Genomic DNA, 22,042 nt, shown 5'->3' with positions numbered 1-22,042 from the left:
TCACCGCCTTCCCTTGGTCAGTGCGCGTGCCAGGGACAGGGTCGCCAGGAAGCCCACGAGAGTCGCGATGAGGACCAGGTCGAAGACCGGAGGGCTCATCGCCAGCACGCCGAACAGGGCGATGAGCCCCACCACGGAGGAGAACAGCAGGTCCGCGGCGATGGCCCGGTTGGCGTCGTTGGGGCCGCGGAACATCCGCACCCCCGCGACGAGGACGGAGGCGGCGAGCACCAGCACGCCGAAGAGGATGCCGATCATCGGGGTCCCCCTCCCGGTCGGATGCCGTTCAGCATGTGGGTCTCCATCTCTCGCAGGCCCGACCGGGCGTCCTGCGGTCCGTCCGAGTACATGGCGTGCACGAAGATGTCGTACTCCTCCGTGCCGGCGGCCCCGTCGTCCCCCGCGCCCCCGTCGGACGCGAGCTGGTCCGCATCCTCCCGGGGCCGGGCCACGGTGGCCAGGGTCAGCGTCCCCGGGGTCAGGGTGATGAGCACGCTGAGCAGGACCGTCTCGAACTCGCTGCGGCACCGGGTCCGGTAGCGGACCACGATGGGCGAGGACCCCTGGCCCGGGGTGAGCACGTCGCGGGTCACCGCGGCGTTGGAGAGGACCAGCTCCCAGGCGTACCAGAGCAGGAAGCCGATCAGGCGCAGCGGCCAGGTCAACCACTTCACGAGTTCACCACCGCCTCCACGAACGCGCTGGTGTCCACGAGCCCGTCCGCCGCCGTGGCGGCGACGCCCAGCAGCAGCTCACCGCCCACACCGAGGACGAGGGTGACGACCGCCAGGACGAGGGCCGGTGCGATGAGGCCCACCGGGATGCGGCGCTCCTTCGTGCCGACCGCGGCGACGACCTCGCTCGACGAGTCCTCCGGATTCCCCAGGAACATCTTCCCCCAGATCTTGAGCAGGTACAGGAGCGTGAACAGGCTGACGCCGACCGCCACGAGGGCCACCACGACCTGCTGCTCCTCGAACGCGGCCAGGATCAGCGCCAGCTTGGCCACGAACCCCGAGAACGGCGGGATGCCGGTCAGGGACATGGCGGCGGCGAAGAACACCACGGCGGTGAGCGGCTCCCGCCGCAGCAGTCCCGTGACCTCGCCCAGCGGCTGCCGCCCGTAGGCGATCTCCACCGCACCGGTGGACAGGAACAGGGACACCTTCACCACCGTGTGGTGCAGCAGGAAGAAGATGCCCGCGGTGAGTCCGGCGGCCCCGAACAGGGCGACGCCCAGCAGGATGTAGCCGATCTGGCTCACGGTGGAGTAGGCGAGGATCGCCCGCGCGTCCCGCTCCCCCACGGCGCCGAGCACACCGACCACCATCGAGACGGTGAAGACCACCAGCCCGATCCACAGGTACTGCTCCGCGCCGTCGAAGATCACGGCGTAGATCCGGTAGATCGCGTAGACCGCGATCTTCGTGTGCAGCCCCGAGAACAGGGCGGTGACGGTGGGCGACATGAAGGGGTAGGTGCGCGCCAGCCACCCGTGCACGGGGACCACCGCCGCCTTCACGGCCAGGGCGGTGAGAGCAACGGCGACCGACACGGCCACGGCGGTGGACTCCGCGGCCCGGCCCGCCAGCTCGGCGAGGTTCACGGTGCCGGCCGTGCCGTAGACGAGCCCCACCCCCGCGAGGAAGATCGTGGAGGCCAGCAGGTTGACGCTCACGTAGATCCGCGAGGACGTGACCTGCATCAGCCGTCCCCGGCCGCGGTGGGCCAGGATGATCAGCGCGTAGGACGGCACGAGCATGACCTCGATGAACACGAACAGGTTGAACAGGTCCGCCGTGAGCAGGGCTCCGTTGAAGCCGGCCGTGAGCACGAGCACCAGGGGGCCGAAGTAGCGCTTCTCCGCCTGCCCCGAGACCACCCCGAACCAGGAGCTGACCAGGGTCACGAAGCCGGTCGCGGTGAGCATGAGGGCGGTGAACAGATCGGCCGCGAAGGGGATGGCGATGCCGGCGGGCCAGCCGCTGATCCGGTGGGCCAGCACGGTGCCGCCGTCCAGGAGGGTGGCCACGAGCCACACGGCCCACACCACGTCCGCCCCGAGGACGGCGAGCAGCCCCGCCTTGCCGATCCGCCCGGAGCCGCCGGCGAGCACCAGCAGACCGGCGGCCAGCAGCGGGACGATGACGAAGAACGGGATCAGGTCCGCGCTCATGCGCGACCACCCCGCCCCGGGCGCCGCTCGGGGCGGGTGCCCACCGGATCCGGGTCCGTGGGGGCGTCACCGTGCGTCGCGGCGCTGTCTGCGGGGTCGTCCATCAGGTCAGGGGTCTCCATCTCCCGGCCGGTGAGCTCGAGATCGGTGTCGTCGTCCTCGTCGCCGGTCACGGCGAGCACGAGCATGTACATGGTGATGGCGAACGCGATGACGATCGCCGTCAGCACGAAGGCCTGCGGCAGGGCGTCCGCCGTGGTCGCCGGATCCGGGGAGTAACCGAGGGGCTCACCGCGGCGGTCGATGCCGCCGGTGGACATGATCAGCAGGTTCACCCCGTGGCTGAGGAGGGCGAAGCCGATGATCAGGCGGACCATGCCACGTCGCAGCATCATGAACACGCCGCCTCCGATGAGCACGCCCACGGTCAGTGCGAGTGCCATCAGGAATCGTCTCCTCGGGGTCGGTCGGGGTGCTCGGCGGACGCCCCGGAAGGCCGTCCGGAACTCCGGTCGAGGACCCGGATGCTGCTGAGGTCCATGGGCGCCGTGCTGGGGTGGTGCGGCTCGTCCGTGGTGGGGGTCGGGCGGGGGGCGGGACCGTCCACCGCGGTGGAGCCCACCCGCCGCAGGGGCGGTGGTTCCTTCTCCTCCACGCCGAGACGGCTGACCGCGGCCAGGATCACGCCGACCACCGCCAGGTACACGCCGACGTCGAAGAACAACGCCGTGGTGATCGCGACCCCGAACACGTCGAAGTGCAGGGCGCGCAGGAACGAGCCCTCGGCCAGGCCCAGGAGGCCCACGACCACCGCCACGGCGACCCCGGCGCCGATGAGCTTCACGTAGGGCACGCCGAGCCGGCTGACCCGGTCGTCCTGCGCCGAGAGATAGACCAGGGAGATGCCCGCGGCACCGATGAGGGCCGCGATGAACCCGCCGCCGGGCTGGTAGTGCCCACGGAGCAGGAAGAAGAGGGACAGGACCACGATGACCGGCCCGAGCAGGCGCTCGGTGACCCGCAGGACCATGGTGTTGTCCCCGGCGTCGCTGATCGGCGACCCGGGCGGCTCCGTGATGGGGCTGTGCAGCTTGGGCAGCAGCCCCCGCGACTCCAGGGCCACGACGATCGCGATGCCGGCCACGCCCAGGACGGTGAGCTCACCGAGGGTGTCCAGGGCGCGGAAGTCCACGAGGATCGTGTTCACCACGTTCGACCCGCCGGTCTCCGTCTTGGCCTCCGCGAGGAAGTACTGGCCCGCGTCCGAGAGCCCGCGCCGGCCGGTGAGCGCCCACGTGGCCACGGCGGCGGAGGTGCCCGCGAGGACCGCGACGACGGCCGCCGTGGTCGACCGCCGCTTCCCGGTCCGGTGGAAGGTGGAGGGCAGGCGGTTGAGCAGCAGGACGATCACCACCACGGTGAGGATCTCGACCAGCAGCTGGGTCAGCGCCACGTCCGCGGCGCCGAGCTCGTAGAACCACAGCGCGACCGCGAAGCCCACCACGCCGATGATCGTCACGAGGGCGATCCGGCTGCGCACGCCCAGGGCCAGGAGCACCCCGACCAGGACCACGCCGAGCAGGACCCAGTCCAGGGGGCGCGTCACGTCCCCGTGCAGCGGCGGGACGTCGACCGTGAACACGCCGACGACCGTCAGCGCCACCAGCACGACCACGGGCGGGACCAGGTGCCGGTAGGGGGCGTCGGCGCGGGTGAGGCCGCCGATCCACGCGCCCAGGGCGACGGAGCCGCCGCGCAGCGCCTCGACCGTGCCCACCCCGGTGATGGGCGACAGCTCCCGGTCCAGGAGCCGGTCCACGCTCCTCCGGGCGAGCACCAGGATCGTGCCCAGGGTGAAGACCGCCACGGACATGTACAGCTCGGGGGCGAGGCCGTGCCACAGCCCCAGGTGGGGCTCGGCGTCGGGCCCGGCCACGGCGGCGGAGGCGGCACCGAGCAGCGGCTCGGCCAGCACGCCCCCCAGTCCCAGCACCAGACCGGCCACGGAGACCAGGGCCACGGGCGCCAGGAAGGCCGCGGAGGCCTCCTTCGGCGGGTCCTGGGCGGGGCGGCCGGGGAAGATCGTGATGATCATCCGTGCCGAGTAGGCGAAGGTGAAGGACGCGGCCAGGACCGCCACGGCGCCCACGAGCCACACCGCCGCGGTGGGCGCCGGGCTCTCCGCCATGGCCTTGAACATGGCCTCCTTGGAGACGAACCCGAACAGCGGGACGACCCCGGCCATGGAGACCGCCGCCAGCGTCATCACGACGGCCGTGACGGGCATCGTCCGCGCCAGCCCGGAGAGCTTGCGGATGTCCCGGCTGCCGGCCTGGTGGTCGACGACCCCCAGGGACATGAACAGCGCCGACTTGAACAGCGCGTGGGCCGCCACGTGCACCACGGCCCCCACCACCGCGTAGGAGGTGCCGATGCCGATGGTCGCCGTCAGGAAGCCCAGCTGGCTCACGGTGGAGTAGGCGAGCAGCTCCTTGAGGTCGTTGCGCTGCAGCGCGAACACCGCCCCCATCAGGGCGGTGAACAGGCCCACGGAGATCAGCAGGACGTTCCACACCGGCACCTCGCTGAGGGCTGTGGAGAAGCGCAGCATGAGGTAGATGCCGGCCTTCACCATGGCCGCCGCGTGCAGGTAGGCGCTCACGGGGGTGATCGCGACCATGGCGTCGGGCAGCCAGGCGTGGAAGGGGAACTGCGCGGACTTGGTGAAGGCGGCGAGGGCGATCAGCACCGCGACGAACGCGGCGAGCCCGGGGGACGTGGACCACACGTCGTCGACGAGGATGTCGCTGAGGCGCGTGGTGCCGGTGGCCACCCACATCGCGACCACCGCGGCGAGCAGGCACAGCCCGCCGGCCATGGTCACCAGGAAGGTCCGGATCGCCGGGTCCTTGGCGTGCGGGCCGGAGCGGGCGATGAGCAGGAAGGAGCACAGCGTGGTGAACTCCCACATCACGAACAGCAGGACCACGTCGTCGGCCAGGACCAGCCCGAGCATCGCCGCGGCGAAGAACGTCATCAGGGTGTAGAAGGCGCTGTGCGAGCCCTTGGCGAGGTAGCGGGCCGAGTAGCCGATGACCACCGCGCCGATGACCAGCACGATGAGGCCGAAGAACAGCCCGAGCCCGTCGAGCCGCAGGTGGAAGGTCACGCCCAGGGTCGGCATCCACGGGATCTGCTGGGAGACCGCGTCGGCGTCCCCCCGGCCGTTCCACACCGCGACCAGCGCACCGGCGAGCACGAGGAGGCCCGCGGCGAGCGGCCAGCCGGCGTCACGGCCCGCCCGGCGGCCCAGGACGGCCGCCGCAGGGCACAGCAGGGTGGTGAGAGCAAGAATGATCAGGAGGGACACGCCTGGCAACCGTCCGGTCGGTGGGATGGGAACGAGGTGGACTCGGCCGTCGACTGACCGGCCGCACCGGCCGGTGTCCCGGCCGGAGTGCTCAGGCGTCCCGGGGGCATCCGGAGAGCAGCGGCCCCCAGGAGTTCAGGTAGCCGTTCGTCCCGTTGGACACGCACCGGACCGCCGAGGACAGCACGCGGCCCGGCGGCACAGCGGGGCCGCGGCCGTGGACGTGGTTCCTGGGGCTGGTCATCGCCCCGAATTTACCATGACGGCCACCACAGCCCCCGGCGAGGTGCTGCGGTGCCCGTGACTCCTCCGCGCGCGGTCCGGCCGCCCTTCCGGCCGGTGACGGGGTCAGCGCCGCTCCCGCAGGGGACTCGAACCGGAGTGCGGGACGGTCGGGGTGGCGGCGGTCTCGGCGTCCGGCTCGACGGGCGCGCGGCGTGCCGGCTCCTCCGGCGGGAGCGCGTCCCCGAGGTCCTCGTCCCGGTCCTCGACGAGCTCGCCGTCGCCACCGCGGTCGCCGTCGCGGGGGTCGAGGGCCGGACGACGGCGCGGGGCGTCGTTGATCTCGGTGACGGACACGGCCATCGCGTTGAGCGCGAGACCGGCGAGCACGAACAGCCACGCCGCGACGGGGTACCACGCCAGACCGAGGACCACTCCGACCACGACGAGGGCGACGGAGGTCAGGTAGGCGGGGGTCAGCACGCGCTGGACGTTGAACTTCATGGTTTCCATTCCACCACGCGCGCGTGCTGATCGACCAACGGGCCCGGGCGTTTCCCCGCACCGGCCCGGGCACCCTGGTCCGGGAGCCTCCGTGCGTATACCGTCGGCGGCATGGACGACCTCGACCCCGAGCTGCTCGAGCTGGCGCGCTCCGCGCGCACCGTGACCGTGCTCTCCGGCGCCGGGATGTCGGCCGAGAGCGGGGTGCCCACCTTCCGGGACGCCGGCACCGGACTGTGGGCCCGCTGGTCCCCCGAGGAGCTGGCCACCCCCGAGGCGTGGGACGCCGACCCCGGGCTCGTCTGGTCCTGGTACCTCTGGCGGGCCCGCCAGGTGCGCCGGCTCCGCCCCAACGCCGGACACCGGGCGATCGCCCGGTGGGCGGACCGCGCCCGCGTCCACGTGGTCACCCAGAACGTCGACGACCTCCACGAGCGGGCGGGCTCCGCGGTCCTCGCCCACCTGCACGGCAGTCTGTTCGCGTTCCGCTGCTCGGACTGCGGCGCCCCGTTCCCGGAGCGTCTCCTCCCGGGCCTGGCAGCGGAGGCCCGTCCGGAGGCACCACCCGCTCCCCAGGAGCCCGACCACGAGGAGCCGGGCCGCGAGCGCCCCCCGGTGTGCCCCTCCTGCGGCGGAGCGGTGCGGCCCGCGGTCGTGTGGTTCGGGGAGCAGCTGCCCGAGGGCGCCGTGGAGCGCGCCGCCGCGGCCGTGGCCGAGGCGGAGCTCGTGCTCGTGGTGGGCACGTCCGGGCTCGTGCAGCCCGCCGCCTCCCTGCCGCTGATCGCGGCCGGCCGCGGGACGCCCGTGGTCGAGATCAACCCCGAGGACACCGCGCTCACCCCGCACGCCGACCGGACCGTCCGGGCCGGCGCCGCCGAGGCCCTGCCCCGCCTCCTGCCCCCGTGGGGCGACCGGCGCCCGGCCGCCCGGCGGCCACGCGCCGACGGCTGAGCGCCCGCCGCCGGCTGCGGCTGCGGCTGCGGCTGCGGCTGCGACCACCGTTCCCCGCCTTCCCGGGGCCTCCCGCTGCGGCTGGGCAGCGGAGGCCGATTGCTGAGAGCAGAAAGCACGCTGTCCTTCTTGTCAGCGCGCGGCGACAGCAGGAGACTGTTCGACGGACACCGGGCCCGGACGAGCTCCTCCCGGCCCTCCCTGTCAGCCCCTGGCTGTCTCCCCACGAAAGGCACGGTCCATGACGCAGTCCACGACGCAGTCCCCGACCCTCACCCTGCACGACGGCAGGACCATCCCCCAGCTCGGCTACGGCGTGTGGCAGGTCGACGCCGACATCGCCGAGGACGTGGTGGGCCAGGCCCTCGAGGCCGGCTACCGCCACATCGACACCGCCATGATCTACGGCAACGAGGAGGGCGTCGGCCGGGCGATCGCGAACAGCGGCATCCCGCGCGACGAGATCTTCGTGACCACCAAGCTGTGGAACGACGACCACGGCCACGACTCCGCGCTGAAGGCCATCGACGCCTCCCTGGAGCGTCTCGGCCTGGAGTACGTCGACCTGTACCTCATCCACTGGCCCACCCCGAAGCGCGGGAAGTACCTGGAGACCTGGAAGGCGTTCCAGGAGATCCGGGAGAGCGGCAAGGCCCGGTCCATCGGCGTCTCGAACTTCCCGCAGGAGGAGCTCCAGGAGATCATCGACGCGACGGGCGTGGTCCCCGTGGTGAACCAGGTGGAGCTGCACCCCTACCTCAACCAGTCCGCGCTGCGGGACTTCACCGCCTCGCACGGCATCCTGACCGAGGCCTGGTCCCCCCTGGGCCAGGGCGGCGACCTGCTGAAGGACCCGGTGATCGACTCGATCGCCCGCAAGCACGGCGCCACCCCGGGACAGGTCATCATCGCGTGGCACCTGGCGATCGGCAACGTGGTCTTTCCCAAGACCGTCACGCCGGAGCGGATCCGCGAGAACTACGCGGCCCTCGACGTCCGGCTCGACGACGAGGACGTCCGGGCGATCAGCGGCCTCGACAACGGCGGGCGGATCGGCTCCGACCCGAAGGACTTCAACTGAGTCCTGGCTCCTTCCCCGGCGAGGCCCGGGACCGCGGTGGGTGCACCGCGGTCCCGGGCGTCGCCCGTCCCGCCGCCGGCACCGCCCACCGGGGGGTGAGCGCGACGGGGCCGCCGGCCGCGGGCGCGCACCGATTGGTGCTCGACCGCCCGGCAGGCCGATCATGGTGCGCATGACTTCCCACACCCCCCGCGCGGCGGACGGCGCCACCGGCGCCCCCGACCCGCGCGACCACCACGACAACCGCCCCGGCGCGGAGCTCCCCCGCCCCGGTGCCCGGTCCTTCTTCGGCCAGCCGCGCATGCTGGCGAACCTGTTCAGCGTCGAGCTGTGGGAGCGCTTCTCCTTCTACGGCATGCAGGGCATCGTCCTGCTGTACATGTACTTCGCCACCACCGAGGGCGGGCTCGGCATCGACCGCGCCACGGCCGCGGGCATCGTGGGCGCCTACGGCGGCGCCGTCTACCTGTTCGCCATCCTGGGCGGGTGGGTCGCCGACCGGCTCCTCGGCTCCGAGCGGACGATGTTCCTCAGCGGCGTCCTCATCATGGCCGGCCACGTCTCGCTGGCGCTGATCCCCGCCGTCGCGGGTCTCACGATCGGCCTCGTCCTCATCGCGATCGGGTCCGGGGGGCTCAAGGCCACGATCACCAATCTCGTGGGTGCCCTCTACGACCGCCAGGACCCGCGCCGCGACGCCGGCTTCTCGATCTTCTACATGGGCGTGAACATCGGCGGACTCCTCGGGCCGCTCCTGACCGGCTTCGCGCAGAAGACCTGGGGCTTCCACCTCGGCTTCGGCCTGGCCGCGGTGGGCATGGCCTTCGGCCTGGCCCAGTACGCCCTCGGGCGCAGGAGGCTTCCCGCAGAGGTCCACCACGTGCCCAACCCCCTGCCGCGCGAGCAGTACGGGAAGTGGGCGGGGATCGCCGCGGCGGCGATCGCCGTCGTCGTGGTCGCCGCCCTCACGGGGGTGCTCAACGCGGCCAACCTCGCCGACGTCGTGGTGGGGGTGATCGTGGTGGCGGCCGTGGCGCTGTTCGTCCTCCTGCTCACCAGCAAGAAGGTCGACGACGACGAGCGCTCCCGCGTGCGGGCATTCATCCCGCTGTTCATCGGCTCGGCCGCGTTCTGGGCGCTGTTCCAGCAGCAGTTCACGGTCATCACGATCTACTCGGACACCCGGCTGGACCGCGCGCTCGGCGACTGGACCATGCCGATCTCCTGGGTCCAGTCCTTCAACCCCTTCTTCATCATCCTGCTCGCGCCGGTGTTCGCGGTGCTGTGGACGAAGCTGGGCGACCGCCAGCCCGGCACGCCCACCAAGTTCGGCCTCGGCATCGTGCTGATGGGATCGGCGTTCCTGATCTTCCTGCCCATGGTCGGGGTGTCCTCGGTGCCGGTCCTGTGGGCCGCGCTGATCCTGCTGGTCGCCACCCTGGGCGAGCTGATGGTCTCCCCGGTGGGCCTGTCCCTGTCCACCCGGCTGGCCCCGCGGGCCTATCCCGTGCTGATGGTCGCCCTCTTCTACCTGTCGGTGGCCCTGGGCACGGCCCTGTCCGGCGCGCTGGCCGGCTACTACAGCGAGCAGACCGAGGCCGCCTACTTCGGGACCCTGGGCGCCGTGACCATCGTCGTCGGCGCCGCCCTGCTCGTGCTGTCCCCCTGGATCCGGCGGATGATGCGCGGGGTGCGCTGACGGCCGTGCCGGGCACCCGCCGTCAGGGACCGGTCGGTGCGCGGAGGATGCCGCGCACCACCTCGGCGGCGGGGACCTCCTGTGCGGCCGCGAACTGCGGACCGGCCCACAGGGCGATGGCCTCGGGGTCCCCGGCCTGCGCCGCGGCAGCCCGGATGGGCTTGGTCATCTGGTTGACCTGTGGATATGCCGCTGGGGCCATATTCGTGAAGCGGTCGAGGAAACCGTTGCGCACCCCGCGCGCCAGCCGTCCCGAGAACGCGCGGGTCACGGCGGTCTCCGTGTAGCGGCCCGAGCCGAGGGCCTCCCGGTACGCGGCGGACGTCCCCGCCTCGTGTGTGCGCAGCAGCAGCGTGCCGACCTGCACGGCGTCCGCCCCGGCGGTCAGGGCCGCGTCCGCGTCCGCCGCGGAGGCGATGCCGCCCGCGGCCACGAGCGGGACGTCCACGGCGGCGCGGACCGCGGCGACGAGCTCCACCAGGGGCTCCTCGCCCGGGACGTCCTCCGCGCGGTGGGTGCCCCGGTGCCCGCCGGCCGCCGGGCCCTGGACCGTCAGCAGGTGGGCACCGGCCCGCACGGCGGCCTGGGCCTCCGGGACGGAGGTCACCGTGACGGACGTCGTGGTGCCCACCGCCGCGAGCCGCGCCAGCACGGAGACCGCGGGGAGCCCGAAGGTGAACGAGACGACCGGGACCCGCAGCACCTCGACGAGCTCGAGCTTGGCGGCCCACCCGTCGTCGTCGGCGGGGTCCGTGTCCGGCAGCTCCACCCCGTACCGGCGGGCCGTGTCTTCCAGCGCCTCCCGGTAGGCCGCGACCGACCGGTGCACGGCGGGGTCGACCGCCGTCCCGGGGGCCGCGGTGTTCGCCGCCTGCGGGACGAACAGGTTCACCCCGAACGGGCCGTCCGTGCGCGCCCGGACCTCCTCGACGTCCGCGCGGACGCCCGCCGCGGGACGGTTGCCGGCGGCCAGGAAGCCCAGGCCGCCGGCGGCCGTGACCGCCGCGGCCAGCGCCGGGGTCGAGGGCCCGCCGGCCATCGGGGCGCCCAGGAAGGGGAGGCGGAGTTCGGTCAGCCGGAAGCGGGGCGCTGTGCTCGTCATGGTCCCAGGCTAGGAACACGGCGGCTCGTCGTCACCACCTGGGCCGGGCGCGGGGCGTGGCATAGGCTGTGGCCACGGTCACCGCACGCCGGGGCCCGCCAGCCCGTCACCACCGATTCGAGGCATCCGATGGCCCAGTCAGCCGAATCCGGGACCCGGTCCCGCCCCCAGCCGGAGCTCAAGCGCGTCATGGGCCCCGGCCTGCTCCTGCTGTTCATCGTGGGCGACATCCTCGGCACCGGGGTGTACGCCCTCACCGGGAACATCGCCGGAGAGATCGGCGGCGCCGCGTGGGCCCCGATCCTCGTGGCGTTCCTCGTGGCGACCATCACGGCCTTCTCCTACCTCGAGCTCGTGACCAAGTACCCCGGCGCCTCGGGCGCAGCGCTGTACACGCACAAGGCCTTCGGCATCCACTTCATCACCTTCCTCGTGACGTTCGCGGTGCTCAGCTCGGGCCTGACCTCCGCCTCGACGGCGGCCTCGGCCGTGGCCTCGAACTTCGCCCGCGGCTTCGGGCTGGAGGTGGACACCACGACCATCACCGTGATCGCCGTGATCTTCATCGCGATCCTCGCCGCCATCAACATCCGCGGCGTCACCGAGGGCCTCGCGTTCAACGTGGTGCTGACGTCGATCGAGCTCACCGGCCTGCTCATCGTCATCCTCGTGGGGTTCTGGGCGGCGTTCCAGGGCCAGGCCGACTTCAGCCAGACTATGGTGTTCGAGACCTCGGAGGACAAGGGCATCTTCCTGGCCCTCACCGCGGTGACCTCGCTCGCGTTCTTCTCCTTCGTGGGCTTCGAGGACTCCGTCAACATGGTCGAGGAGACCAAGAACCCCAGCCGCGACTTCCCGCGCGTGATGCTCTTCGGCCTCGGCCTGACGGGCGTGGTCTACATCCTGGTCTCGATCTTCACCGTGGCGGTCGTCCCCATCGGCGTGCTCGGGGAGTCGACCACGCCGCTGCTGGACATGGTCCGGATCGGCGCCCCCAACATCCCCATCGACACGATCTACCCGTTCCTGACGATCTTCGCCGTGGCCAACACCGCCCTGATCAACATGCTCATGGCCTCCCGGCTGCTCTACGGCATGGCCCGCCAGGGCGTGCTGCCGGACTTCCTGGGCCACGTCCTGCAGGGCCGGCGCACCCCCTGGTCGGCCATCGTGTTCACGAGCCTTCTCGCCATGGCGCTGATCGTCGTCATCAACAACATCCTCGGCAGCGGCACGGCGAGCGCCCTCGGCGGCACCACGGCCCTTCTCCTCCTGGGCGTGTTCACCATCGTCAACGTCGCGGCGATCATCCTGCGCAAGGACCACAGCCCCACCCACGACTACTTCCACGCCCCCCGGGTCCTGCCCTACCTGGGCGCGATCACCTGCGCCTACCTCGTGGGGCCCTGGGCACAGGACCTCGTCGAGTACCAGATCGCCGTGGTCCTGCTGCTGATCGGGCTGGGCCTGTGGATCGTCAACTTCGTCTACGACCGCCTGTTCCTCGGCCGCAAGGTGCGGTTCGAGCACCCGGAGGCCCTCGCCCGCATGGAGGACGAGCCCGCGGACCAGGACCCCCACCGCGGTCCCTGACCCGTTCCGCCCCACCGTGCCGCTACCCCAGGAGAACCCGTGACCGTCGTCGTCGGATACATGCCCACCGCCCCCGGACACGCGGCGCTGGACGCCGCCATCCTCGAGGCAGAGCGCCGCGGCACCGACCTGGTGGTGGTGCAGCCGCGGCCGAGGCGCCACCAGCCGCCGGAGATCGAGGCAGACATCGACGTGGAGCGGGAGAGGCTCGCCCGTGCCGGAGTGCGCTACGAGCTGCGGGAGCCCGACCACGACAGCGACCCCGCCGACGTCATCCTCGACACCGCCCGCGAGCACGGGGCCGAGCTCATCGTGCTGGGCATCCGGCGCCGCTCCCCCGTGGGCAAGATCATCATGGCGAGCACCGCCCAGCGCGTCCTGCTCGAGAGCCCCTGCCCGGTGCTGTGCGTCAAGGCCGTCTACGACTGAGCCCGGGATTTTATTTCTGTTTTCGAAATATTAGTCTGGTCCCAGACCCCGGCGCCTCCGGTTCCGCGGTGGGGTCCGTCGGTCGCCGCGGCTCCGACCTGCTCCTGCCGCTCGTGAAAGGCACGCCATGACCACCCCGGCCCCCACCGCGTCCCGTCCCGCCCCGTGGGCCGAGGCCCCCGGGTCCCCCGCACCCCCGCGGCGCTCCCGCTGGACCACGCTGCTGCGGATCCTGCTGCCGGCGCTGCTGATCGTCGGGTGGCTCGCGGTGGCCGGCGTGGGCGGGCCGTACTTCGGGAAGATCTCCGAGGTCTCGACCAACGACCAGTCCAGCTTCCTGCCCGAGTCCACCGAGTCCACGCAGGTCACCCGGCTGCTGGGCGAGTTCCGGGACTCGGAGGCGATCCCCGCGATCGTCCTCCTCGCCCGGGAGGGCGGGCTGACCGCCGCCGACCGGGCGTGGGCGGAGGACGCCGCCGCGGCGGTGCAGGAGAGCGGCCTTGCCGAGGGGCAGACCTCGCCGCTGATCCCGTCCGAGGACGGGGAGGCCTTCCAGCTCGTCGTCCCCCTGCCCGACGGCGAGGTCGTCGACGACGTCGAGGCGCTCGCGGAACGGTTCGAGACGGACCGGCCGGAGGGCCTGCAGAGCTACGTGACGGGCCCCGCCGGGTTCACGGCCGATCTCGTGGCCGGTTTCGAGGGCATCGACGGGATCCTGCTGGGCGTGGCGCTGGCCGTGGTGTTCGTGATCCTCCTCGTGGTCTACCGCTCCCCCGTGCTGCCCGTCCTGGTGCTGCTGACCTCGGTCTTCGCCCTCAGCGCCGCCATCCTGGTCGTGTACTGGCTGGCGGCCAACGAGCTCGTGACCATCAGCGGCCAGGTGCAGGGCATCCTGTTCATCCTCGTGGTCGGCGCCGCCACCGACTACTCGCTGCTCTACACGGCCCGGTACCGGGACGCCCTCCTGCACCACCGGGGACGGGCGGACGCGACCCGGGCGGCCCTCAAGGGCTCGGTCGAGCCGATCGTCGCCTCCGGCGCCACCGTCATCGCGGGCCTGCTGTGCCTGTTGCTCTCGGACCTCGCCTCGAACAAGGCGCTGGGCCCGGTGGCCTCCGTCGGCATCGTGATGTCCGTCCTGGCGGCCCTGACCTTCCTGCCCGCGGTCCTCTACGCCACGGGACGGGGGGCCTTCTGGCCGTTCCGGCCCCGATACGACGCCTCGGGCGCGGAGCGCGTGCGCGTGGTCGAGCACGGGGCCGGCACCCGCCCGACCGTCGAGGGGCGAGGCGTGTGGGCCTCGGTGGCCCGGTTCGTGGCCCGCGCCCCGCGGGCGATCTGGGTGGTGACCACTGTGGTGCTCCTCGCCCTCGCCGGGTTCAGCACCCAGTTCGAGGCCTCGGGCGTGGAGCAGAGCGAGCTCGTGCTCGGCGAGTCCCAGGCGCGGGACGGCCAGGAGGCCCTGGCCCAGCACTTCCCCGGCGGCTCCGGCAGCCCAGCGGTCCTGCTGGTCCCGACCCGTTCCCTGGACGCCGCGGTCGAGGCGGTCGAGGGCACGGAGGGCGTGGCCGGCGTCGTCGCCGTCGCCAACGACTCCCCGTCCGGCACCCTGCCCCTCGGGGAGGACGCCCCGCCCCCGGCCGGGCCCTTCGCCGGGGCCGAGCCGACGGAGGCCGAGGGCCTCTATCAGCTCCAGGCCACGCTGTCCGACGCCGCCGACTCCCCCGAGGCGGAGCAGACCGTCCGGGAGCTGCGCGAGAACCTGCGCGCGGCGGACGCGGAGATCCTCGTGGGCGGCACCACAGCGACGAACATCGACACCAACGAGACCTCGATCGCCGACCGCACGCTGATCATCCCGGTGATCCTCGTGGTCATCACCCTGATCCTCATGCTGCTGCTGCGCTCCGTCCTGGCCCCGGTGCTGCTGATCCTCACCACCGTGGTCTCGTTCTTCACGGCCCTGGGCGTCTCCGCCCTCGTGTTCAACAACGTCCTGGACCTGCCCGGTGCGGACCCCTCGGTCCCGCTCTTCGGCTTCGTCTTCCTCGTGGCGCTGGGCATCGACTACAACATCTTCCTGATGTCCCGGGTGCGGGAGGAGTCGCTGGTGCACGGCACCCGGGCTGGCATCCTCCGGGGTCTCACCCTCACCGGCGGGGTGATCACCTCGGCCGGCATCGTGCTCGCGGCCACGTTCGCGGCGCTGGCCGTCATCCCGATCATGTTCCTGGTGCAGCTGGCGTTCATCGTGGCGTTCGGCGTGCTCCTGGACGCGCTGATCGTCCGGTCGCTGCTGGTGCCGGCCCTGACCTACGACATCGGCCGGGCCATCTGGTGGCCCTTCCACCGGCGGATCGAGCCCTGAGACCCGGCGGGGCGCCCGGTGCCACGGCCGCGGGCGGCGTGTCAGGCGGCGTGGTGGTCCGTCCGCCGGGCCACGACCGGCACCCGTGCCGTGTCCGGACGAGCGTCCTCGGCGGGGCTCTCCTCGGCGGCGGGCCCCTGCTCGACGTCGTGCCACGCCGCGTCCTCCTGCTGCCAGCCGAAGCCGTAGGCGAGCGCGGGCACCAGGTGGTTGGCGAGACCGCACCCCACGGCCAGGCCCGCCCAGGCGACGGGGAACGAGGCGAGGACGTCGAGGGGGTAGTGCACGCCCAGGTAGAGCCGGGACAGCCCGACGAGCACGGCCGTGCCCAGGCCCGCGACGAGGACGGCGGAGGCGGACCTCGACCGGCGCATCGCGAGGCAGAACGCCGCCGCGATGGCCAGCGCGGCACCCGCGTGCCCGGAGGGGAAGGACGTGATGCCGTCCACGAGGACGAGGGGTTCCGGGAACGCCGTGCTGTCCGGCCGGGGGCGGCCGACGGCGACCTTCACCATCCCGACCGCGGCCCAGCCGGAGAGCGCCGTGACGGCGAAGCCGGCGGCGTCCCAGGGCCGCCGGCGCGCCAGGGCGAGCCAGGCGGTGAGGGCGGCGATGATCGCGAACGCCCCCGGGGTGGAGAACGCGTGGTGCAGGACGAGCGCCAGCGCGTCCAGGACGCCGAGGCGCGCCGCGTCGAGCCGGTGCAGGACCTCGATCTCCTGTGCCGCGACTCCCGGGGAGTACACCAGCAGCCGCCCCACGGTCGCCGTGACGAGCACGACGATGAAGGGGACGACCACCCACTGGTGCAGCTGGGGGAGGGACCAGGTGGAGCGGGCCGGCCGGGGGGAAGAGTGCTGCGCCGGAATTGCCATGCCCACCACCATGACACACGCCACGTTCCGGGAGTCCCCGAACGCCCGGCCCGCAAGAGAGTTCGGGAACAATTCCCCGAATCGGTACAGAGAATGACAAATCATGAAGCTTGACCGCAGGAACGGCGCCGGCAGGGCTGCTGTGTGACGCTCCGCGTCCTCGGTGTGACGTCAGCAGCGCCATCGGTCGGAAAAGGTTGATGTTCGAGCAAAGACACGGAGTTTCACGTGGAACAGCGGACATTTGCGGAAAAATCAATTGTTATCGGATGTTCTCCATGACGGACACCGCCACGGCGGTCCTCCGCCACCCTCTCGGCAGGCTCTTGCCACTTTCAGCCCCTGTCCCCTCATCGGGGGACAGCTCTTGACGTGGAACGGTCCGGCTAGACTGGGCCGCCACTCCCACCCCGCCGCCCGACCCGCGAGGAGCCCCCGTGTTCAAGAAGGACAAGTCCCGCAGCCGCCGCCCGGCCGCCTCCCACGCCGAGGCCGTCCAGCACGTGGCGGAGGGCGGGGTCGCCATCTACTGGCGGCCCGGGTGCCCGTTCTGCGGCATGCTCGAGCGCGGACTCGGACCGGACGCCGAGCGCGCCATGTGGACCAACATCTGGGAGGACCGGGACGCCCTGGCCTTCGTGGAGTCCCTCAACGACGGCAACGCCACGGTGCCCACGGTGGTGACCCGCGACGAGCACTTCGTCGCGGCCTCCCCCGCCCAGGTCGCCGCCGCCAGAGGGCTGATCGCCGAGGCCGGCAAGGTCCTCTGAGAACAGGCGGGCGGAGCCGCCGGCCCGCCCACCCCTGTCTTCGACCTGTGAACGCTGATTAGGATGACAGTCCTGTTCACGTTCACCGGTGAAAGAGGACGATGATGTCCGAGCCCGCGGGGTCCCCCGTTCCACCCGGTTCGCAGACGTCCCTGCGCAACGCCAACCAGCGCCGGGTGCTCGACGCGGTGCGCCGTGACGGGCACCTGACCCAGGCGCAGATCTCCCGTCGCACCGCACTGGCGCCCTCGACGGTGTCCAGCATCGTCCACCAGCTGATCGGTGCCGGCCTGCTCGTCATGGAGACGGACGGCGCCGGCCGCCGGGGTCAGCGCATCGGCTTCCGGGGCTCCGCCGGCCACGTGGTCGGCATCGACGTGGGACACCGCCACGTCACGGTGGCCGTCGCGGACCTGAACCAGAGGATCCTCGCCCAGCGGCGTCACGAGCTGCCCGCCGAGCACCGCTTCGCCGAGGACCTCGAGCTGGTCGACCGGACCCTCGACGCCCTCCTCCGGGAGCACGGCACGGCACGGTCCGGGCTGCTCGCCGCGGGCCTCACCCTCCCGGCCCCTGTGGACCTCGAGGGCCGGCTGGTCAGTGCGAGCGCGATCCTCCCGGCGTGGAGCGGGATCGACGTGCGCGAGGAGGCCGGCCGCCGACTCGGACTGCCCGTCGTCGTCGAGAACGACGCCAACGCGGGTGCCCTGGGCGAGCACGCCTGGGGCGCCGGGCGCGGAGCGCAGCACATGGCCTACCTCAAGATCGGCCACGGCGTGGGCGCCGGTCTGATCCTCAACGGGTCCCTCTTCCGCGGCGCCACCGGGTCCGCCGGGGAGCTCGGCCACACGACCGTGGACGAGCACGGCCGGGTGTGCCGGTGCGGAAACCGCGGGTGCCTCGAGACCTACGTGTCCTCCGCGGACGTCACCGGCCTGCTGAGCGCCACGCACGGGACCGACTTGACCGTCCCCGAACTCGTGGCGGCGGCGCTCGCCGGCGACGTCGGCTGCGGGCGGGTCATCGGCGACACCGGCCGCCTGCTCGGCACGGCGGTGGCCAACCTGTGCAACACCATCAACCCGGAGCTCGTGGTCGTCGGCGGCGAGATCGCCCGGGCCGGCGAGCTGCTGCTCGGCCCGCTGCGCGAGGTCGTCTCCCGCCAGGGCGTCCGCGGCAGCGTCCGGGGCCTGCGGATCGAGACCGCCCTGCTGGGGATCGAGGCGCACGTGGCGGGCGCGGTGATCCTCGCCCTGCAGCACGCGGAGCTGCCCGTCGGGGCCCTTCCGGCAGGATGACGCGCCGGACGACACCTGTCTTCGACTAATGGACATTCAGCGCACTGAGTTTTAGTGTGGACCGCGTCACACGAACCCCACGGCGTCGGCGGGTGCGTCCGCCCCGGGGTGCGGCGGACGGCACGTCCCGAGCCCACGCCGCTTCCTCCACCAGCAGCCGATCTCCACCAGCAAGGGAGCTGTCCGATGAGCCAAGACGCCACGACCCCCAGGGTCGCGGAGCACCCGAACACCTCGGCGGTCCTCCGGATCACCATCGTCGCCGCCTTCGGCGGCTTCCTCTTCGGCTACGACTCCGCGGTCATCAACGGCGCGGTCTCGGCCATCCAGGAGGAGTTCGGGGTCGCTCCCGGACCGCTCGGCTTCGCCGTGGCCTCGGCCCTGCTCGGCGCCGCCGCAGGTGCGTTCTTCGGCGGCCGGGTCGCCGACGCCCTGGGCCGCGTCCCGGTGATGAAGATCGCCGCGGTCCTCTTCCTCGTCAGCGCGATCGGCTGCGGTGTGGTGGACAGCTTCGGCTGGCTGATCTTCTGGCGCGTCGTCGGAGGCATCGGCGTGGGTGTCGCCTCCGTCATCGCTCCCGCCTACATCGCCGAGGTCGCCCCGGCTTCCATCCGCGGCCGGCTCGGCTCGCTGCAGCAGATGGGCATCGTGCTCGGCATCTTCATCTCGCTGGCGGTGGACGCCTGGCTCGCCGCCATGGCCGGCGGCTCCACCCAGGAGCTGTGGCTCGGCCTGGAGGCCTGGCGGTGGATGTTCATGGCCGAGGCCATCCCGGCCATCGCCTATCTGATCGGCGCGTTCACGATCCCCGAGTCCCCCCGCTACCTGGTGGAGGACGGTCGCTCCGACGAGGCCGAGGCCGTGCTGGCCAATCTGCAGGGCTCCGCGTCGGCGGCCGAGCGGGTGCGCCTCATCAAGGAGACCCTCCGGATCGAGCACAAGCCCCGGCTGTCCGATCTGAAGGGACGGACGGCCGGTCTCAAGCCGATCGTGTGGGTGGGCATCGGCTTGGCCGCGCTGCAGCAGTTCGTGGGCATCAACGTGATCTTCTACTACTCGAACGTGCTCTGGCAGTCCGTGGGGTTCACCGAGGCCGACTCGTTCACCATCACGGTGATCACGTCCGTGGTCAACGTCGCCGTGACCATCGTGGCGATCGCGCTCGTCGAGAAGGTCGGCCGGCGCCGGCTCCTGCTCATCGGCTCGGCGGGCATGACCCTGTCCCTCGCCACCCTCGCCGTCCTGTTCGCCACGGCCGACGTGGTCGACGGCGCACCGGTGCTCGGCCCCACCGCCGGTCCCCTCGCCCTCGTGGCCGCCAACCTGTTCGTGGTCTTCTTCGGCGTCTCGTGGGGTCCCATGATGTGGGTCCTGCTGGGCGAGATGTTCCCGAACCGGATCCGCGGCGCCGCCCTGGCCGTGGCCGGATTCGTGCAGTGGATCGCCAACTGGCTGGTCACCGTGACCTTCCCGGCCCTGGCGGCCTTCTCCCTGGGCGTCGCGTACGGGCTCTACGCGTTCTTCGGGCTCGTCTCCCTGATCTTCACGATCAAGATGGTCCGCGAGACCACCGGCATCGAGCTCGAGGACATGCAGGACTGAGCACCGCGCAGGATCCACGACGGCGGCGGTGATCGTCCCCTCCGGGGGAGACCACCGCCGCCGTCGTCGTCGTGCCCGGGCCCGGGAGCGCACAGGGCACCGCGGGCGCTGTGCGTCCTTCTTTACTCCTCCGTGACCGCCAGGACACGGATCGCCGCCCGTATCGGGTATTTTCGGATGAACTGCGCCAGGCCCGGACCCCCGAGCCGGTTCCGGCCTGCCCAGCCCCACCGCTCCATTTTCAACGGCGAAAAGGACCCACGTTGACCCAGACCACTGCGGACCCCGCATCCCCCGCACAGACCACTGCCCGCAAGTCGGCGGGCCACGTCATCGTGGACACGCTCGTGGCGCACGGCGTGCAGCGCACCTACGTGGTGCCCGGCGAGTCCTACCTGGACGTGCTCGACGGTCTGCACCACTCGTCGATCGAGACGGTCGTCTGCCGCCACGAGGGCGGTGCGGCCTACATGGCCGAGGCCGACGGCAAGATGGGCCCCGTCCCGGGCGTGGCCATGGTGACCCGCGGCCCCGGCGCGGCCAACGCCCACGTGGGCCTGCACACCTCGTGGCAGGACTCCACCCCGATGGTGCTGTTCGTGGGCCTGATCCCGTTCGAGCACCGCGACAAGGAGGCGTTCCAGGAGTTCGACCCGCACGCGTGGTTCGACTCCGGGGCCAAGCGCGTGATGGTCCTCGACCACGCCGAGCGGGCCTCCGAGATCGTGGCCGAGGCGATGTTCGCCGCCAACTCCGGCCGCCCCGGCCCCGTGGTCGTGGGTCTGCCCGAGGACATCATCCGGGCCGAGATCGACGCGACCCTGCACCCGCCGATCCCCGTGGCCCACGGCGGGATGACGGTCAACGACTGGAAGGCGCTGCGCGACGCGCTCTCGACCGCGGAGAAGCCCCTGTTCGTGACCGGCGGCAACGACTGGACCGTCGAGGGTGCGGCCGGCCTCACGGACTGGCTCGAGGAGCACCACCTCCCGGCCGCGGCCGAGTGGCGCACCGAGGGCACCGTCCCGTTCGACTCGGACTCCTACGTGGGCCCGATCGGCTACGGCCGCCCGAAGGCGACCTTCGAGATGCTCGAGGAGACCGACCTGCTGGTCTTCGTGGGCACCGTCCCCGGCGACGTCATCACCAACGGGTTCCTGGTCCGCCAGGACTGGGAGAAGAAGAACTTCCTGGTCACCATCGACCCGTCCCTGCGCGGGCGCTCCGGGCCGGTGTCCTACCAGATCGTGGCCAAGCCCGACGTGTTCGTGCGCGACCTCGTGCGCATCGACCTGCCGGCCAAGCCGGCGTGGAAGGAGTGGACCGCCCGGCTGCGGGCGCAGCAGGTCGAGTTCTCCACCCCCGTGTCCACGGAGCCGGCCACGGAGCCGTCCGGAGGCCGGGCCCGGATGGACACCATGATGGCCCACCTCGTGGCGGGTCTGCCCGACGACGCCATGTGCACCTTCGGCGCCGGGGAGCACACCAACTGGGCGCACCGCTACTTCCCCGCCAAGGGGTACGCGGCGATGATCTCCGCCCGCAACGGCTCCATGGGCTACTCGGTGCCCTCCGCCGTCGCGGCCTCTTTGCGCTACCCCGGCCGGCGGGTGGTGACCATCGCCGGTGACGGCGAGTTCCTGATGAACGGCCAGGAGCTGGCCACCGCCGCCCAGTACGGGGCCACGCCGCTGGTGGTCGTGATGGACAACCAGGAGTACGGCACGATCCGCACCCACCAGGAGCGGGACTACCCGGACCGCGTCTCGGGCACCCAGCTCAAGAACCCCGACTTCGCTCTCATGGCCCAGGCCTTCGGCGGGTTCGGGGTGCGCGTGGAGACCGACGCCGAGATCCCCGGCGCGCTCGAGGCCGCCCTGAGGGCGATCGACGAGGAAGGGCAGTTCGCCCTGATCCACCTGATCGTGGAGCAGCGCGTCAAGGCCTACTGACCCGCGGGCCGTCCACCGCTCGTGCGGTGAGCGGAGCGGTGCCGCGTCCG

General features: G+C 72.1%; 19 protein-coding genes. 10 read left to right on the top strand and 9 right to left on the bottom strand.

Annotation, left to right across the window (positions count from 1 at the left end; genetic code table 11):
- The 7 genes from ACZ2G1_RS12175 to ACZ2G1_RS12145 all read right to left on the bottom strand — a co-directional run bounded on the left by ACZ2G1_RS12175 (position 1) and on the right by ACZ2G1_RS12145 (position 6,272).
- Complete coding sequence (locus tag ACZ2G1_RS12175) at positions 1 to 258, bottom strand: monovalent cation/H+ antiporter complex subunit F (protein WP_017831717.1); 258 nt, start codon at positions 256 to 258, stop codon at positions 1 to 3.
- On the bottom strand, positions 255 to 674 hold the full coding sequence (locus ACZ2G1_RS12170) for a Na+/H+ antiporter subunit E (protein ID WP_470376863.1): 420 nt from the start codon (positions 672 to 674) through the stop codon (positions 255 to 257). The genes ACZ2G1_RS12175 and ACZ2G1_RS12170 overlap by 4 nt, the downstream gene beginning before the upstream one ends.
- Positions 671 to 2,176 carry a monovalent cation/H+ antiporter subunit D family protein gene (locus ACZ2G1_RS12165; RefSeq protein ID WP_035924319.1) on the bottom strand — a complete coding sequence of 502 codons (1,506 nt, stop codon included), beginning with the start codon at positions 2,174 to 2,176 and terminating at the stop codon, positions 671 to 673. The genes ACZ2G1_RS12170 and ACZ2G1_RS12165 overlap by 4 nt, the downstream gene beginning before the upstream one ends.
- Positions 2,173 to 2,619, bottom strand: coding sequence for a sodium:proton antiporter (locus ACZ2G1_RS12160; RefSeq protein WP_052132767.1), 447 nt, complete (start codon positions 2,617 to 2,619; stop codon positions 2,173 to 2,175). Before ACZ2G1_RS12160 ends, ACZ2G1_RS12165 begins: the two co-directional genes overlap by 4 nt.
- Positions 2,619 to 5,546 (bottom strand): DUF4040 family protein, encoded by a 2,928-nt coding sequence (locus ACZ2G1_RS12155; RefSeq protein WP_470376862.1) that lies wholly within the window; start codon positions 5,544 to 5,546, stop codon positions 2,619 to 2,621. Before ACZ2G1_RS12155 ends, ACZ2G1_RS12160 begins: the two co-directional genes overlap by 1 nt.
- 91 nt (positions 5,547 to 5,637) lie before the next feature.
- The gene (locus ACZ2G1_RS12150) at positions 5,638 to 5,790 is read right to left on the bottom strand and encodes a hypothetical protein (RefSeq protein WP_160291625.1); all 153 of its coding nucleotides are present in this window, start codon (positions 5,788 to 5,790) and stop codon (positions 5,638 to 5,640) included.
- 104 nt (positions 5,791 to 5,894) lie between these two features.
- Positions 5,895 to 6,272, bottom strand: coding sequence for a hypothetical protein (locus ACZ2G1_RS12145; protein ID WP_470376861.1), 378 nt, complete (start codon positions 6,270 to 6,272; stop codon positions 5,895 to 5,897).
- A gap of 111 nt (positions 6,273 to 6,383) precedes the next feature.
- Here ACZ2G1_RS12145 and ACZ2G1_RS12140 point away from each other — a divergent pair, with 111 nt between their 5' ends.
- The 3 genes from ACZ2G1_RS12140 to ACZ2G1_RS12130 all read left to right on the top strand — a co-directional run bounded on the left by ACZ2G1_RS12140 (position 6,384) and on the right by ACZ2G1_RS12130 (position 10,003).
- Positions 6,384 to 7,223: an SIR2 family NAD-dependent protein deacylase gene (locus tag ACZ2G1_RS12140; protein ID WP_144835630.1), complete on the top strand. Its 840-nt coding sequence runs from the start codon at positions 6,384 to 6,386 to the stop codon at positions 7,221 to 7,223.
- A gap of 241 nt (positions 7,224 to 7,464) precedes the next feature.
- Positions 7,465 to 8,304, top strand: a complete 840-nt coding sequence (locus tag ACZ2G1_RS12135) for an aldo/keto reductase (RefSeq protein WP_470376860.1) — start codon at positions 7,465 to 7,467, stop codon at positions 8,302 to 8,304.
- A 172-nt stretch (positions 8,305 to 8,476) separates the two neighbouring features.
- Positions 8,477 to 10,003, top strand: a complete 1,527-nt coding sequence (locus ACZ2G1_RS12130; protein WP_470376859.1) for a peptide MFS transporter — start codon at positions 8,477 to 8,479, stop codon at positions 10,001 to 10,003.
- A gap of 22 nt (positions 10,004 to 10,025) precedes the next feature.
- On the opposite strand, the gene ACZ2G1_RS12125 is transcribed toward ACZ2G1_RS12130, so the two are convergent.
- Complete coding sequence (locus ACZ2G1_RS12125) at positions 10,026 to 11,105, bottom strand: nitronate monooxygenase (RefSeq protein WP_095650030.1); 1,080 nt, start codon at positions 11,103 to 11,105, stop codon at positions 10,026 to 10,028.
- Positions 11,106 to 11,234: 129 nt separating this feature from the next.
- Here ACZ2G1_RS12125 and ACZ2G1_RS12120 point away from each other — a divergent pair, with 129 nt between their 5' ends.
- From ACZ2G1_RS12120 to ACZ2G1_RS12110, 3 genes are all read left to right on the top strand, one after another.
- Positions 11,235 to 12,698, top strand: coding sequence for an APC family permease (locus tag ACZ2G1_RS12120; RefSeq protein WP_051063846.1), 1,464 nt, complete (start codon positions 11,235 to 11,237; stop codon positions 12,696 to 12,698).
- A 39-nt stretch (positions 12,699 to 12,737) separates the two neighbouring features.
- Positions 12,738 to 13,127 carry a universal stress protein gene (locus tag ACZ2G1_RS12115; RefSeq protein WP_017835095.1) on the top strand — a complete coding sequence of 130 codons (390 nt, stop codon included), beginning with the start codon at positions 12,738 to 12,740 and terminating at the stop codon, positions 13,125 to 13,127.
- A 127-nt stretch (positions 13,128 to 13,254) separates the two neighbouring features.
- Positions 13,255 to 15,495, top strand: coding sequence for an MMPL family transporter (locus ACZ2G1_RS12110; protein WP_095650031.1), 2,241 nt, complete (start codon positions 13,255 to 13,257; stop codon positions 15,493 to 15,495).
- Between the two features lie 41 nt (positions 15,496 to 15,536).
- On the opposite strand, the gene ACZ2G1_RS12105 is transcribed toward ACZ2G1_RS12110, so the two are convergent.
- Positions 15,537 to 16,370: a phosphatase PAP2 family protein gene (locus tag ACZ2G1_RS12105; RefSeq protein ID WP_255250862.1), complete on the bottom strand. Its 834-nt coding sequence runs from the start codon at positions 16,368 to 16,370 to the stop codon at positions 15,537 to 15,539.
- A 437-nt stretch (positions 16,371 to 16,807) separates the two neighbouring features.
- On the opposite strand from ACZ2G1_RS12105, the gene ACZ2G1_RS12100 reads away from it, so the two are divergent.
- The 4 genes from ACZ2G1_RS12100 to ACZ2G1_RS12085 all read left to right on the top strand — a co-directional run bounded on the left by ACZ2G1_RS12100 (position 16,808) and on the right by ACZ2G1_RS12085 (position 21,992).
- On the top strand, positions 16,808 to 17,140 hold the full coding sequence (locus ACZ2G1_RS12100; RefSeq protein WP_017835092.1) for a glutaredoxin domain-containing protein: 333 nt from the start codon (positions 16,808 to 16,810) through the stop codon (positions 17,138 to 17,140).
- 101 nt (positions 17,141 to 17,241) lie between these two features.
- Positions 17,242 to 18,438: an ROK family transcriptional regulator gene (locus ACZ2G1_RS12095; protein WP_470376858.1), complete on the top strand. Its 1,197-nt coding sequence runs from the start codon at positions 17,242 to 17,244 to the stop codon at positions 18,436 to 18,438.
- A 186-nt stretch (positions 18,439 to 18,624) separates the two neighbouring features.
- Complete coding sequence (locus ACZ2G1_RS12090) at positions 18,625 to 20,040, top strand: sugar porter family MFS transporter (protein ID WP_017835090.1); 1,416 nt, start codon at positions 18,625 to 18,627, stop codon at positions 20,038 to 20,040.
- A 263-nt stretch (positions 20,041 to 20,303) separates the two neighbouring features.
- Positions 20,304 to 21,992, top strand: a complete 1,689-nt coding sequence (locus ACZ2G1_RS12085) for a thiamine pyrophosphate-dependent enzyme (protein ID WP_470376857.1) — start codon at positions 20,304 to 20,306, stop codon at positions 21,990 to 21,992.
- Positions 21,993 to 22,042 lie beyond the last annotated feature (50 nt).

Source organism: Kocuria sp. KKT182 (genome assembly GCF_055635395.1).
This window is presented reverse-complemented; position numbering and strand designations above follow the sequence as displayed.

What these genes read in the sequence shown, in the direction of transcription:
- ACZ2G1_RS12120 (WP_051063846.1), top strand. Translation starts at nt 11,235, where the DNA reads ATGGCCCAGTCAGCCGAATCCGGGACCCGGTCCCGCCCCCAGCCGGAG.
- ACZ2G1_RS12110 (WP_095650031.1), top strand. Translation starts at nt 13,255, where the DNA reads ATGACCACCCCGGCCCCCACCGCGTCCCGTCCCGCCCCGTGGGCCGAG.
- ACZ2G1_RS12105 (WP_255250862.1), bottom strand. Translation starts at nt 16,370, where the DNA reads ATGGCAATTCCGGCGCAGCACTCTTCCCCCCGGCCGGCCCGCTCCACC.
- ACZ2G1_RS12125 (WP_095650030.1), bottom strand. Translation starts at nt 11,105, where the DNA reads ATGACGAGCACAGCGCCCCGCTTCCGGCTGACCGAACTCCGCCTCCCC.
- ACZ2G1_RS12135 (WP_470376860.1), top strand. Translation starts at nt 7,465, where the DNA reads ATGACGCAGTCCACGACGCAGTCCCCGACCCTCACCCTGCACGACGGC.
- ACZ2G1_RS12165 (WP_035924319.1), bottom strand. Translation starts at nt 2,176, where the DNA reads ATGAGCGCGGACCTGATCCCGTTCTTCGTCATCGTCCCGCTGCTGGCC.
- ACZ2G1_RS12160 (WP_052132767.1), bottom strand. Translation starts at nt 2,619, where the DNA reads ATGGCACTCGCACTGACCGTGGGCGTGCTCATCGGAGGCGGCGTGTTC.
- ACZ2G1_RS12150 (WP_160291625.1), bottom strand. Translation starts at nt 5,790, where the DNA reads ATGACCAGCCCCAGGAACCACGTCCACGGCCGCGGCCCCGCTGTGCCG.
- ACZ2G1_RS12145 (WP_470376861.1), bottom strand. Translation starts at nt 6,272, where the DNA reads ATGAAGTTCAACGTCCAGCGCGTGCTGACCCCCGCCTACCTGACCTCC.
- ACZ2G1_RS12095 (WP_470376858.1), top strand. Translation starts at nt 17,242, where the DNA reads ATGATGTCCGAGCCCGCGGGGTCCCCCGTTCCACCCGGTTCGCAGACG.
- ACZ2G1_RS12140 (WP_144835630.1), top strand. Translation starts at nt 6,384, where the DNA reads ATGGACGACCTCGACCCCGAGCTGCTCGAGCTGGCGCGCTCCGCGCGC.
- ACZ2G1_RS12130 (WP_470376859.1), top strand. Translation starts at nt 8,477, where the DNA reads ATGACTTCCCACACCCCCCGCGCGGCGGACGGCGCCACCGGCGCCCCC.
- ACZ2G1_RS12175 (WP_017831717.1), bottom strand. Translation starts at nt 258, where the DNA reads ATGATCGGCATCCTCTTCGGCGTGCTGGTGCTCGCCGCCTCCGTCCTC.
- ACZ2G1_RS12090 (WP_017835090.1), top strand. Translation starts at nt 18,625, where the DNA reads ATGAGCCAAGACGCCACGACCCCCAGGGTCGCGGAGCACCCGAACACC.